Source organism: Leptolyngbya sp. BL0902 (assembly GCF_016403105.1).
In the GTDB taxonomy this organism is placed as follows: Bacteria; Cyanobacteriota; Cyanobacteriia; order Phormidesmidales; family Phormidesmidaceae; genus Nodosilinea.
Genome location: NZ_CP046155.1, coordinates 807,285 through 819,122, shown reverse-complemented (window position 1 = coordinate 819,122; position 11,838 = coordinate 807,285). Strand labels below are relative to the sequence as shown.

Sequence of the window (11,838 nt, the reverse complement as noted above, 5' to 3'; positions counted from 1 at the left end):
ACTGTGCCTCCCCCAACGCCCCTGGGGCCAAGGCTCATTGAGCTAGCCCAACTGTTTCTAAAACTGGGGGCTGTGGGGTTTGGTGGCCCCCAGGCCCACATCGCCATGATCCACGATGAAGCGGTGGTGCGGCGAGGCTGGCTCAGTGAAGAACAGTTTCTAGAGGGGGTAGCCATCTGCGAAATGCTGCCGGGGCCAGCCTCCACCCAAACAGGCATTTACACAGGCTATAGGCGGGCCGGATTGTTAGGCGCGTTGGTAGCCGGGACGAGCTTTATTTTGCCAGCCTTCATCATCATGGTGGTGTTGTCCTGGGGTTATTTTCGGTTCCAGGGGGTGCCCCAGATTGATCACCTTTTTTTTGGCATCTCCCCAGTGGTGATCGCCATCATTCTGGCCTTTAGCTGGAAACTCAGCAAAAAATCTATCAAAGACAGAACCGGAGTGGCCATTGCCCTCGGAGCCTTTGTGCTGGCTTGGGGCCTAAAGCTCAATATCCTGCTGCTGTTTTTGCTGGCGGGCGTCGTTGGGCTGATGGTCTATCGTCCACCCGCCCCACCGTCAGACCCTTCTACCTCCACAACCCCACCAACCCAAAAGCTCAATCCTGCCTGGTTAGGGCCGCTGTGGCCCGTGGGGCAGTCTCTCCCTCGATTAATTGCGCAAATTCCTAGCGAACCCTTAGCGGTCTCTAGCTTTTGGGGGCTAGACCGAATCCAGACCTATGCTTGGCCCCTGGCGTCTTTCTTCATTAAGGTAGGAGCTTTCATCTTTGGCGGCGGGCTGGTGATCATCCCCCTCCTAGAGACCTCCGTAGTGGACGACTTTCAGTGGATGGCCCGCAGCGAATTTTTGGATGGCGTGGCCCTGGGTGAGCTTACCCCCGGCCCAGTGGTCATTGCTGCCGCCTTTGTGGGTTACAAGGTGGCAGGTTTTTTTGGGGCTTTGGTAGCTACGGTGGCTATCTTCCTGCCCTCCTTTGGCTTCATTGGGTTGGCCTCTCCCTTTTTGATGCGACTGCGCCAAAATCCCAGGGTAAAGTGCTTTTTGAAAGGGGTGCTGCCAGCGGTATTGGGGGCTATCCTAGCGGCCACCCTACCCCTTGCCCAGGCTGCCCTCATCCACAACACCCTCCCCCTAACCCTGATAGCCCTTACCCTCAGCTTAGTGGCCCTCGTTGCCCTGGTGCGATTCAAGTGGCCCACCTGGCAACTCGTGCCCCTGGGCGCTCTGGCAGGATTGGCCGTTGGGGCCATTGTCTCCTAGGTTGTGACTAGACGGGTGTGACTCGATGGGTAGGGCTAGACGAGTATCGCGAGATGGGCCTCAGACGGGCATTATCACACCCATCACGGCGAAAGCATGTAGCCCCAGCGGTATGCCAGAGCCTGTTTTTGCCTCCAGCCGATGGGAAAAGGTCGGCGCAACCGTTGGGCCTAGGCCCATGGCCAGACCTACTGCGATTCGCGAATCTGCTGGATCTGGTTGAGATAGGGATCGCTTGTCCAAGTGTCTACCGCCGTCCAGGCTACCCAGCCAAACGCTCCCAGCGCAAGGCCAAGCGTGGCCATCGAGACAAATTGTTGAAAGGCTGGGCTAAAGTCAATACGCATTGAACTACCTCCTAATCTAATCAATTCGCATTAATCAGAAGCGAAGCAGGGAACACCAAAGAACCCATAATGCCTGGGGATACTCGGAGGCACCTCCCAAGGCATAAGTACAATTACGCTGATAACTCAGCAGGATCCGGAACCCGTCCAGCGTTTATGGACTACCGACCATGAACTATCGACCACCGCCGTTACCGCCGCCGCTTGGCTGAGGGCAGCGCGACAGGGGCAACCCTGGCTAGATGGGCATTCCTGAGATCCTATAGGGTTAGGATACCCAAGCTAGGCCATCTACCAGTCACGGAAATTACTGACCTGAGGAGGGAACCAGGCGCTTACGGAGGGATTCCGCTCGACGCTTGGCGGTGCCGTTGCTAGGCTCTAGGGCAAGGGCGCTCTCGTAGCTTTCGAGGGCCTGGGTCATCAGTTGTTTGCGCTCGTAGCTGTGACCTAGGTTGTTGAGGGCCGTTACGTAGTCGGGCGCAATTTTGAGGGCTTCTTTGTAGTTGCGGATGGCAAGGTCGTACTGTTCCTGGGCAAAGTAGGCGTAGCCAAGGGCGTTGTACACCAACGAGGTATTCTCTAGTTCCTCGTCATCCACCTGCTTGAGTGCCTGCTGGAGATAGAGGGCCGCTTGGGTATAGAGCTTTTTGTCGAGCAACAAACTGCCGAGTTCATAGTATTCCTTGGCGGTTCCCTTTTCCTTGGTGAGCTTGTTTTGTAGGCGCGACAGGGTGCCCTCAATGCGGCGGGTTTTGAGCACCTGACGCACGACAAAAAAAGCCGCTACGCTCAGCAGCGCCAGCAGGATGGCCAGGTAGGTCAAAAGCAGCTTGCTGTTCTCCATAGCTTAAATCAGCGTCCTCTTTTTAAATGCGCGGTGAAGGGTTGTGCCTGGGAATCGCTCCCCTCCAACTCCCTTCCTATCTTGGCACGAGTTAGCCCCTGGCGAGGGCTTAGGGTAGTCCCCAAAAGGAAGTGCGTTCTTCCAGCCAGCCGTTTTGGTGCCAGTCGCGCAGGCTTTGGTTGACCATCTGGCGCAGATCGTGGTGCTGGGATCCGTGGGGTAGGGCGATGGCCAAGGGATCAGCGGTGATCACCGTGGGCAAGAGGCGGTAGCCCGTCTGTTCCTGCTGCCAGCCCACGAGGGTACTAACATCCCCAGCAAAGACATCCACTTGGCCCTGACTCAAAGCCCCCTGTCCGGCTTGATAACTGGGCAGGGGCACCAACTGGGCCTGGGGCAGCAGATAGCGCACCGCCGCCAGGGTACTTGCCCCCTGGAGCAGGCCAATGCGCCCTTGGGCTAGGCTTTGAAGGGTGACGGGGCGATCTTCTAGCACCAAAAAGCCAGCCCCGTCGAGGTAGTAGGGCAGGCTAAAGCTGACGAGCCGCATCCGTTCAGGGGTTTGGGTAAGGCCCGCAATGGCTAGATCCACCCGATCCTCTAGCACCGCCGACAGGCGATCCCGATTGGGCACCACCTCCAGCACCACAGCGTTGGGATCGTTGAACAGGCGCTGGGCTAGTTGTCGGGCCAGATCGACCTCTAACCCCACCAGTTCCCCGGTGTCATCCCGAAAGCTCAGGGGACGCCAATGCTCTCGTACGGCCACCGTCAGGTAGCCTCGGGCGCGGATGGTGGCTAAGTCCGCAGCAAAAACTGGGGACACAACGGTCTGTATCCCCAGGACTAGTCCGAAACTCAGCGATACGATCTTGAGAAACTCTATCGCCATCGCTTGCTCCGTGTCCTCATCACCATGCCAATGACTGAGGCTGTGTCTGGGATCTAGGCTTTGTTGCCAGCCACTTCAACCACTTTGGCAAACCCGTCCGGGTCTAGCACGGCCATTTGGGCCAGCATTTTGCGGTTGATCTCGACGTTGGCCTTTTTCAGTTGGCCCATCAGTTGGCTGTAGCTAATATCGTGCAGACGAGCCGCCGCATTGATGCGGGTGATCCACAGCCGACGGAAATCGCGCTTCCGGTTCCGGCGGTCGCGATAGGCGTAGCGTAGGGCTTTCATCACCTGCTGGTTAGCGGTGCGGAACAGCTTCGAGTGAGATCCTCTAAAGCCCTTCGCCAGTTTCAAAATTTTATTGCGGCGCTTCCGGGCAACATTGCCGCGCTTCACACGTGCCATGACTCTTTCAATCCTTGGGGAGACGTTTACTCTCGATCAAATATGCTCGATCCAATCAACCAAGACCAGCGGTGACGATAGGCGTTCATCAGAGCTAGCCTGAACCGCGACACCGCCTAGAGATAGGGCAGCATCAGCTCCACGTTGGGCGCATCTTCCTCGGAGACCACAACGGCCTTAGACAGCCGAGAGCGGCGCTCAGCATTCTTGTGCTGCAACAGGTGGTTCTTAAAGGCTTTGCGGCGCATGATTTTGCCACTGCCACTGCGGCGAAAGCGCTTGGCGGCGGCCTTGCGAGACTTCAGTTTTGGCATGGTTAACCCTAATTTTCGACACAGTCTTAAATCATATCACGGGAATTCCTGTGGTTGGGCATTACGGCAAAATCTATCGTCCGTGGAAAATTCGGCTTCTCCACGAACCACAAGGGCGATGACCTTCAGCAAGATCCGCTAAAATCCTGGAAACCTCCCCTGGGACAGTGACCTGGGGGCTTCTTTTGCCGTGAGGCCCTAATGAGCACCAAGAATCTGGTTTCCTACGGTTTGCTGGTCTTTATTCCCGTCGCCATTGTAGCGGAACGCCTGGAATGGGGGGCACTGACGGTGTTTGGGCTGTCGGCGGTGGCGATTTTGCCTCTGGCCATTTGGCTCAGTACCGCCACGGAAGAACTGGCGCTAGTGACTGGCCCCACCATTGGCGGATTGGTGAATGCGGTGTTTGGCAATGCCACGGAGCTGATTATTGCCCTGGTGGCCCTAAAGGCGGGGCTGATTGACATTGTCAAGGCCAGCATTACGGGCTCGATTTTGGCGAACACGCTCCTGGTACTGGGCCTGTCGATGTTTGTGGGCGGGCTGCGCTACAAGGAGCAAACCTTTAACCAAAAGGTGGCGGGGATTAACGGATCCACCATGGGCCTAGCGGTGACGGCGGTGCTGATTCCGGCCCTGGTGATCAACACTTCCAACATTGTGGAACCTGGGGTGATTCGCCAGTTGTCTGTTGTTGTGGCAGTGGTGATGATTGCCGTCTATGCCCTCACCCTGCTGTTTTCCCTCAAAACCCACAGCTATCTCTACGATGTGGGCGTTAGTGATCACAGCGAGGAATCGGGCCACAATGAGGAGAAGCCCAACATTTGGCTGTGGGTGGGGGTGCTGCTGGTGGCCACCCTGGGCGTGGCGGTGATGTCGGAGATTTTTGTGGGGGCGGTGGAGGAAGCCGCCGAAAGCCTGGGGCTAACCCCGCTGTTTACCGGGGTGATTTTGCTGCCCCTGGTGGGTGGTGCGGCGGAATATGTCACTGCGGTTCGCATGGCCGCTAAGGACAATATGGATCTGGCGGTGTCGGTGGCGATGGGATCGAGTTTGCTGGTGGCGCTGCTGGTGGCCCCGATACTCGTGATTGTTGGGGAAATCATCGATCAGCCCATGGACTTAAACTTTGGCCTGTTTGAGGTCGTCGCGGTGGCGGTGGCCGTCGCCACGGTGAACCTAATCAGCCAGGATGGCCGATCCAACTGGCTGGAGGGCGTGCTGCTGCTGTCCACCTTTGCCCTGCTGGGAGCCGCCTTTTTCTTCCATCCGGTCTAGGGCGCGGCGGACTCTAGGGAATCATGGCGCTGGGAATCATGGCGCTGGGAATCACGATCTTGGGGCAAACCATGCACATTCTGTTAGTGGATGACGAAGTGGAACTCACCGACCCCCTCAGTCGGTTGCTGACCCGCGAGGGCTATCAGGTGGATGTGGCCACCGATGGTGAGATGGGCCTCGCCATGGCCGAGCAGGGGGGCTATGACCTGCTGATTCTGGACTGGATGCTGCCCAAGCTCAATGGCCTAGAGATTTGTCGCCAGGTGCGCTCTCGCCAGGATCCAACCCCGGTGCTGTTTCTCACCGCCAAGGACACCCTGGATGATCGGGTAGATGGCCTCGATGCCGGAGCCGATGACTACCTGGTGAAACCCTTTGAACTGAGGGAACTGCTGGCGCGGGTACGGGCCTTGGGCCGACGGGCGGCAACGTTGGAATCTGCTCCAGCCCCCTCCCGGTTTAGCTTTGGCGATCTGGAGCTAGATCAGGCCAATCAGCTCGCCTACCGTCGGGGACAGGCCATCGAACTATCCGAAAAGGAGACGGCGCTGCTGGCCTACCTGCTGCGCCACCCCAACCAAGTCCTCCCCCACGAGCAGATTTACCAAGCCGTGTGGGGCGACCAAGACCTGCCCAGCAGCAATGTGCTGGCGGCGCAGATGCGGCTGCTGCGCCGCAAAATTGAGCCCAAGGGCACCCCACCCCTGATCCACACCATCTACGGCAAGGGCTATCGGATTGGGGATTAGGGGGGATTAGGGACGCGGGGATACGGGGGCGTGGGGACGCGGAGACACGGAGATCGGGCTGGAGCCTCAGAGATTGGAGCGGGGGCTTGCCTTACCAGCCAGAATTCTGCATCCACCAGGTTTGGATGGCATCCAAATCACGGGCCACCCAGGCTCCGGCCAAAAATCCTGCGCCGTGGCCCACCCAGGACTTGCCGCGCTGGAGGGGCAGCAATCCCCACAGGGCACCGCCGTAAAGCAACCCGACAAAAATCGACAGGGCCATGGCGGGCAGACTGCGGTCAAAATAGCCCCGCAGCAGCAAGAAGCCCAGATAGCCAAACACCACCCCACTGGCCCCCAGGTGGACGGTGCCTCGACGACCCAGAATCCAGATACCTAGGCCGCTGAGTAGCCAGCAGAGAGCCGTTACCAGTCCCAGCACCTCCAGCCCTTGGAGCAAAATGAGGCTACCCAAAATCACCAGGGGGGCAGAGTTGGCGGCGACGTGGCGAAAGTCTTGGTGCAGCAGGGGCGCAACCAAGATGCCTGGTAGCCCCCCCAGGCGACGGGGCCGAATGCCTAAATGCCGCCACAACTGCCGTCCGGTGAAGAGATCGGCGATGGCCAAGGCCCAGATCAGCAGCAGCCAGTAGGTCAATAGGGTAATCCCCTGGCGGAAGCCATCGGGTAGGGGCGGTAGGGCAAACCAGTCGGTCATCAAAGCTTTAGGGTAGGAGAACGAGCGGCCAGGGTGGCGGTGAGGGCCGCAGCCAATCGGGGGCCATCCACCCCCAGTTCAGTATGGCGAGTTGCCATGTCCTTGGCCGTCTGACTGTGCCACCATACCCCAGCCAGGGCAGCATCTAGAGCTAAATCCAGGGTATGACTGGGGGGTGGCGGATCGCCTTGGCGTTGGGAAAGACTGGACGGGGCAAAGGCTTGGGCTAGGAGTCCGCCCATGAGCCCGGTCAGCACATCGCCACTGCCGCCACGGGCGAGGCCGGGGGTGCTGTCAGCGTTGAACCATAGCCGACCGTCGGGGTGGGCGATGGCGGTACAGGCTCCCTTTAGCACGACGATACTCTGGCTGTGGGCGGCGGCGGCTTGGGCTAATTGGCCGGAATCAAGGGATTGCTCGGAGGGCTGGGCAGACCAATCAGGAAACAGCCGCCGAAACTCGCCGAGGTGGGGGGTGATCAGGGTTGGGGCGGGGCGCTGGGCCAAGGTCGCTATCGGATCCCGTTCTGCGAGATGGTTTAGGGCATCAGCATCCAGCAAGAGGGGGCGATCCGTAGCGCACACTGCATCTACCACCGCCCCCGCCTGCCGCGAAAGGCCAGGGCCACAGGTAATCGCATCGTAACGATTGAGGGCTAATTCCGTCGGAAACTGGGCGATGGCTCCGGCGTCGGTTTCAGGGCATCCGATCACCAGGGCTTCGGGCAGTTGGGCCACCACCATCCACCGCAGGGATTCCGGCACCGCCAGGGTGAGCATCCCCACGCCGCTGGCCCTCGCCCCCAATCCTGCCAGCAGCGCCGCCCCGGCATACTGGCGCGATCCAGCCACGATCAGCAAGTGACTGACCTGATACTTGTGGCAATTGGCCGCACGGGGCAAGGGCAGGCGGGCCAAGGCGTCTGAGGTGCTGATGTGGCGCACCGGGGGCAAGTTATTTAACCCTGCGGCTAGGGCAAAGGGCGGGATATCAAAATCAATCCGATGGCGATGGCCCAGGTAGGGCAGGGCGACATCCTGGCAAAAGGCCCGCTTCCACAGCCCCAGGCAAAGGGTATGAGTAGCCCGAACAGCCACACCTAGGACGTTCCCGGTGTCGGTGTGGAGCCCGGAGGGCAAATCCAGACTCACCACCGGAGCCGGGTGGGCATTCACCACCGCCACTAAGTCGGCAAGGGATCCTTCTAGGGAACGCTCTAGGCCAAAGCCAAACAGACCGTCAATCCAGAGATCCACGGCCTGAGAAGGCGCATCATCGGACAGCCCTGGGGCAATCGGCACCCCCAGGGCACAGACATAGCGTAGGTGATCGGCGGTGAGGCTTTTGTGGCGGTCGGTGGGGGCAAGCACCTGAACGCTATAGCCTCGATGGGCCATCTCCCGCGCCACCACCAGGGCATCGCCGCCATTGTGCCCAGGGCCAACCAGCACCGCTACCCGTGGGTAGGCCACGCTAGGATATTCCGCCATCACCCAGGCCGCTAGCCGCTGGGCCGCCTTTTCCATCAGGGCGGCGACGGGCATACCAGCCTCAAACATCGCGGTTTCGATGGCCTGCATGGTGGCCGCTGTCACCACCCAATCGGGCGACGGAGCCGCAACAACAGCAGCGCCAGAATGCGTTGAGCCCAGCGGAGAACCCATAGCCACGCTACCTTAGGAACGCCAACCTAGCGCTGAAAGAAAACGCGGCTGCCGCCAAAGCCCGCATCCCGATAAAAATTGTTCCACTGGTTGGCCAAGCCTCGGTCGGCAAAGGGGCCAACGGCCACATGGGGGCCACGGGGTTCCGTCCGCATCTGCACCCGATCCGGCGGGGTGCCGAGCTGAATCACCTGGGCGCTGAGGGATTGGAGGTTGTTTGCCGAGGTGGGAATCACCACATAGAAGGGAGCGCTGGTGGGGGATGCCGCCGGGGAAGCCAGGGCCGTGGTGCCGCTGGGCGGAGGCATATTCACCGGATAGCTGTTGGCAGGGCTAGCGGGGGCCGTGTAGGACAACTGCTGGCCAAACTCCACGTTGCCGGAGCCAGACGGGCTGACCGGGGGCATTTGGCTGGGCATCGGCAGAGGCGCAACCCCAGCAGGGGGGATCACGGTTACTCCGGGCAGGGGCGGCAGGGTGCCAGCGGCGGCATAGACATTACCGGGCAGGGCCGGGGTTTGGGCAAAGACGGGCTGGGCAGCAGGGGCGGCGCTCATCTGGGCCGAAATTCCCCGACCCGCGAGGTCATTGACCCGCATTTGGGCATTGGCCGAATGGTTAAATCGCCCCGCCTGAATCACAGGTCGGCCCTGGAAGGTTGTCCGAAAGGCCGTAGGCTCGATCATCTGCACCTGACGCAGGGTAGCTTCGCTGGTGTCATTCACAAACACCACAAACTGTTGACCACTGCTCGGAGCCTGGGGCATGGGGCTGCTGGGCACCGGAACCACGCCAACGGGCAGGGGCGGCACAATGTCGTAGTCTTGGCCCTGGGCAGCACCGTGGCCCACCCAAGACACAAGGGTTAAGACCGACAACACCCCAAGGCCCAGGGAGCGAGCGCAACGAGACGCAGGAGATCCTGGGCTTAACCAACCTAATCTCGGAACTAATCGGGAATCATGCTGCATGGTATTCACCACTCCTACCCATCACAACAACATGGACTGATGTGTGCAGGGCTCGGTTGTCAAGCCCACATCACAGGTCTCGCAAACCTGGGCCAACAGGCAACCCAGCACCCCTAGGAGCCCTTGGTGTTGCGGCCCATACTGCTCCTAGCCAAGTGGATGTTAGCGCAGATTATTCAAAGTGAATCATTGCAAATCGTTCCAGAACCGCTCCCCAAGCCGTCGTCGAAAGGGTCTCAATAGAGCGTCTAAAAATGTCGCCTCAAACCGCTCCCCAAACGTTGTCGCCAGCCTCACCGCCAGCCTTGTGCCCCAATCTCTAATCCCAGGTTAAAAAACAGGTGTAGGAGGGGGACGCTTCCGGGTATGGTGAGGACGGCAGACTGGTCAATAACGGGATAGAGGGAACGGGGCCATGACTGAGGCGACCTGGGAGCGGCGGCATGTATTGTCCTTGGCAGATTTTACGGCGGCAGACCTGGAGACCGTAACCCAGACCGCCGTAAGCTTTCGGGATGTGCTGTCCCGCCGTACGCGCAAGGTTCCGGCCTTGCAGGGGGTGGTGGTTACAAATATGTTCTTCGAGCCTTCCACTCGCACCCGCAGCAGCTTTGAACTGGCGGCGAAACGGCTGTCGGCGGATGTCCTCAACTTTGCGCCGGGCACCTCCTCCCTCACCAAGGGCGAGACCATCCTCGATACGGCCAAAACCTACCTGGCCATGGGCACCAACCTGATGGTAATCCGCCACCAGGACGCCGGAGTGCCCCAGACCATTGCCGATGAGATGGATCGCATCCACAGCGGCGTGGGGGTGCTGAACGGCGGCGACGGGCTCCATGCCCATCCCTCCCAGGCCCTGCTAGACCTGTTTACCCTGGCCCTGACCCTCAACCCAGAACAACCCACCAGCCAAGCCCTAGCGGGGCTGAAAGTCGCCATTGTGGGGGATATTTTGCACTCCAGGGTAGCCCGTTCCAACCTCTGGAGCCTCACCGCCTGTGGGGCCGAAGTGCACCTCGCCGCCCCGCCCACCCTGCTGCCACCGGGCTTTGCCGAAGCCTTTATACAGCAGTCGCCCCTGGGTATTCCCCGCCGCGTAGTGCAGCACAGCACCCTCGCCCCCGCCCTAGAAGGGGCCGATTTTGTCATGACCCTGCGCCTCCAAAAGGAACGCATGACCCAGCATCGGCTACCCAGCCTGCGGGAGTACCACGAGAACTTCGGCCTTACCCGCGACCGACTGCAAGTTTGCCAGCCCACAGTGAAGGTGCTGCACCCCGGCCCCGCCAATCGCGGTGTAGAAATCAGCTCCGACCTCATGGATGACCCCAACCTCAGCCTGATTAGTGAGCAAGTCACCAACGGCGTGGCTGTCCGCATGGCGCTTCTCTATCTGATGGGGGTAGGCAAGGGCGAGTAGGCCAGTTCGCCTCGCGGCCCGTCCCATGACCGTCCGTTGGCGCGTTCGTGCAGCGTCCCCCATCCCTCAAACCACCGTGGCTCTAGCGGCACACCCCCAGGGACGATAGATTTGCCTATAGCCAAGCCATAGACTGTCACACTGGCACGATGAGGCTCACCTCACCCTGGCTAGGATAAAGACCTGGTATGGTAGAATCCCTCAAAAAATCTTGGAAGGCTTTATGCGCAAATTGTTCCCTGGTATGGGCGTCTCCCTTTCCGTGGTTAGGGCGGTGGCAGGTGGGTTGGCGTTGAGCCTGGTTGGAATGGCCCAGCAGGCTTGGGCTCTCACCGCCGAACAAATTGCCAGCAAGCTTACCCAAATCCCGGTCTTTATGATTCTGGATGCCCAGGGAGAACGCCTCAAGGCCGTCAGCGAGACCGATGCCAACGTTCAAGCCCCAGTGGTGTTTTTGGATGGCCCCACCGCTGCCGCTGTGCTCAACCAAGTGGAAGCGAACGGTCAGGATGCTCAAATTGAAGTGGTTGACCTAGGCAGTGTCTACCGCGAAATGGCCGACAGCAACGGGGTCGCTCCCCTCCTCTACTTCCCTATCCGGTCTGAAGTGACGGCGGCGGTGGCTATCCAGCCTGAATTTCAGGGTGTACCTCTATTTGTACCCCGACGCGCCAACAGCAACTCCTACCTCCCCTTTGTGCAGGGCGATGAGGTGTCGCTGCCGATGTTTTTCTCCCGCGAAGACCTACAAACCTACGTGAACTGGGTCTTTGAGGACAACCCCGCCGGAGCCCAGGACATTGAGGTAGAGGTGATGTCCTTGGAGTGGCTGCTGGCAGCCATGGCCGATAGCGACGACACCACCACCAATAACCAATTCAATCAGGTTCGTCTCTTTCCTTCCAGCGACGTGTTGGAATTTATCGAGACCATCCGCCAGCGGCAAGACCAACCCTCGCGCTAGCGTCAGTTTT

Annotated in this window: 13 protein-coding genes; 5 read left to right on the top strand and 8 right to left on the bottom strand. The window is 59.8% G+C overall.

Features of this window, described 5'->3' with window-relative positions; genetic code table 11:
• Window positions 1–3: 3 nt before the first annotated feature.
• Window positions 4–1,266: a chromate efflux transporter gene (gene chrA, locus GFS31_RS03725; protein ID WP_225907555.1), complete on the top strand. Its 1,263-nt coding sequence runs from the start codon at window positions 4–6 to the stop codon at window positions 1,264–1,266.
• 188 nt (window positions 1,267–1,454) lie between these two features.
• On the opposite strand, the gene GFS31_RS03720 is transcribed toward chrA, so the two are convergent.
• The 5 genes from GFS31_RS03720 to rpmI all read right to left on the bottom strand — a co-directional run bounded on the left by GFS31_RS03720 (window position 1,455) and on the right by rpmI (window position 4,073).
• A complete protein-coding gene (locus GFS31_RS03720) occupies window positions 1,455–1,613 on the bottom strand; it encodes a hypothetical protein (RefSeq protein WP_198806925.1) in 159 nt (52 codons plus the stop codon).
• A gap of 307 nt (window positions 1,614–1,920) precedes the next feature.
• Window positions 1,921–2,460, bottom strand: a complete 540-nt coding sequence (locus GFS31_RS03715) for a tetratricopeptide repeat protein (RefSeq protein ID WP_198806924.1) — start codon at window positions 2,458–2,460, stop codon at window positions 1,921–1,923.
• Between the two features lie 109 nt (window positions 2,461–2,569).
• Window positions 2,570–3,286, bottom strand: coding sequence for a transporter substrate-binding domain-containing protein (locus GFS31_RS03710; protein ID WP_225907554.1), 717 nt, complete (start codon window positions 3,284–3,286; stop codon window positions 2,570–2,572).
• A gap of 119 nt (window positions 3,287–3,405) precedes the next feature.
• Window positions 3,406–3,759: a 50S ribosomal protein L20 gene (gene rplT, locus GFS31_RS03705; RefSeq protein ID WP_198806922.1), complete on the bottom strand. Its 354-nt coding sequence runs from the start codon at window positions 3,757–3,759 to the stop codon at window positions 3,406–3,408.
• A 116-nt stretch (window positions 3,760–3,875) separates the two neighbouring features.
• Complete coding sequence (gene rpmI, locus GFS31_RS03700) at window positions 3,876–4,073, bottom strand: 50S ribosomal protein L35 (RefSeq protein ID WP_190493521.1); 198 nt, start codon at window positions 4,071–4,073, stop codon at window positions 3,876–3,878.
• A 201-nt stretch (window positions 4,074–4,274) separates the two neighbouring features.
• Here rpmI and cax point away from each other — a divergent pair, with 201 nt between their 5' ends.
• A complete protein-coding gene (gene cax, locus GFS31_RS03695; protein WP_198806921.1) occupies window positions 4,275–5,354 on the top strand; it encodes a calcium/proton exchanger in 1,080 nt (359 codons plus the stop codon).
• Between the two features lie 71 nt (window positions 5,355–5,425).
• Window positions 5,426–6,106 (top strand): two-component system response regulator RppA, encoded by a 681-nt coding sequence (rppA, locus tag GFS31_RS03690; protein ID WP_198806920.1) that lies wholly within the window; start codon window positions 5,426–5,428, stop codon window positions 6,104–6,106.
• A 91-nt stretch (window positions 6,107–6,197) separates the two neighbouring features.
• Here rppA and GFS31_RS03685 read toward each other — a convergent pair whose 3' ends face one another.
• The 3 genes from GFS31_RS03685 to GFS31_RS03675 are packed head-to-tail and all read right to left on the bottom strand — an operon-like array spanning window position 6,198 to window position 9,351.
• Complete coding sequence (locus GFS31_RS03685; protein ID WP_198806919.1) at window positions 6,198–6,806, bottom strand: rhomboid family intramembrane serine protease; 609 nt, start codon at window positions 6,804–6,806, stop codon at window positions 6,198–6,200.
• Window positions 6,806–8,470, bottom strand: a complete 1,665-nt coding sequence (locus GFS31_RS03680) for an NAD(P)H-hydrate dehydratase (RefSeq protein ID WP_198806918.1) — start codon at window positions 8,468–8,470, stop codon at window positions 6,806–6,808. Before GFS31_RS03680 ends, GFS31_RS03685 begins: the two co-directional genes overlap by 1 nt.
• A 26-nt stretch (window positions 8,471–8,496) precedes the next feature.
• Complete coding sequence (locus tag GFS31_RS03675) at window positions 8,497–9,351, bottom strand: hypothetical protein (protein ID WP_198806917.1); 855 nt, start codon at window positions 9,349–9,351, stop codon at window positions 8,497–8,499.
• A 505-nt stretch (window positions 9,352–9,856) separates the two neighbouring features.
• On the opposite strand from GFS31_RS03675, the gene GFS31_RS03670 reads away from it, so the two are divergent.
• Window positions 9,857–10,864, top strand: a complete 1,008-nt coding sequence (locus GFS31_RS03670; RefSeq protein WP_198806916.1) for an aspartate carbamoyltransferase catalytic subunit — start codon at window positions 9,857–9,859, stop codon at window positions 10,862–10,864.
• Between the two features lie 223 nt (window positions 10,865–11,087).
• Window positions 11,088–11,828 carry a Tic22 family protein gene (locus GFS31_RS03665; protein WP_198806915.1) on the top strand — a complete coding sequence of 247 codons (741 nt, stop codon included), beginning with the start codon at window positions 11,088–11,090 and terminating at the stop codon, window positions 11,826–11,828.
• The last annotated feature ends 10 nt before the right edge of the window (window positions 11,829–11,838 follow it).

Excerpts from the sequence above, each read along its gene's own strand:
- rplT (WP_198806922.1), bottom strand. The coding sequence starts at position 3,759 with ATGGCACGTGTGAAGCGCGGCAATGTTGCCCGGAAGCGCCGCAATAAA.
- rppA (WP_198806920.1), top strand. The coding sequence starts at position 5,426 with ATGCACATTCTGTTAGTGGATGACGAAGTGGAACTCACCGACCCCCTC.
- rpmI (WP_190493521.1), bottom strand. The coding sequence starts at position 4,073 with ATGCCAAAACTGAAGTCTCGCAAGGCCGCCGCCAAGCGCTTTCGCCGC.
- GFS31_RS03680 (WP_198806918.1), bottom strand. The coding sequence starts at position 8,470 with ATGGGTTCTCCGCTGGGCTCAACGCATTCTGGCGCTGCTGTTGTTGCG.
- GFS31_RS03715 (WP_198806924.1), bottom strand. The coding sequence starts at position 2,460 with ATGGAGAACAGCAAGCTGCTTTTGACCTACCTGGCCATCCTGCTGGCG.
- GFS31_RS03670 (WP_198806916.1), top strand. The coding sequence starts at position 9,857 with ATGACTGAGGCGACCTGGGAGCGGCGGCATGTATTGTCCTTGGCAGAT.
- GFS31_RS03685 (WP_198806919.1), bottom strand. The coding sequence starts at position 6,806 with ATGACCGACTGGTTTGCCCTACCGCCCCTACCCGATGGCTTCCGCCAG.
- GFS31_RS03720 (WP_198806925.1), bottom strand. The coding sequence starts at position 1,613 with ATGCGTATTGACTTTAGCCCAGCCTTTCAACAATTTGTCTCGATGGCC.
- GFS31_RS03665 (WP_198806915.1), top strand. The coding sequence starts at position 11,088 with ATGCGCAAATTGTTCCCTGGTATGGGCGTCTCCCTTTCCGTGGTTAGG.
- cax (WP_198806921.1), top strand. The coding sequence starts at position 4,275 with ATGAGCACCAAGAATCTGGTTTCCTACGGTTTGCTGGTCTTTATTCCC.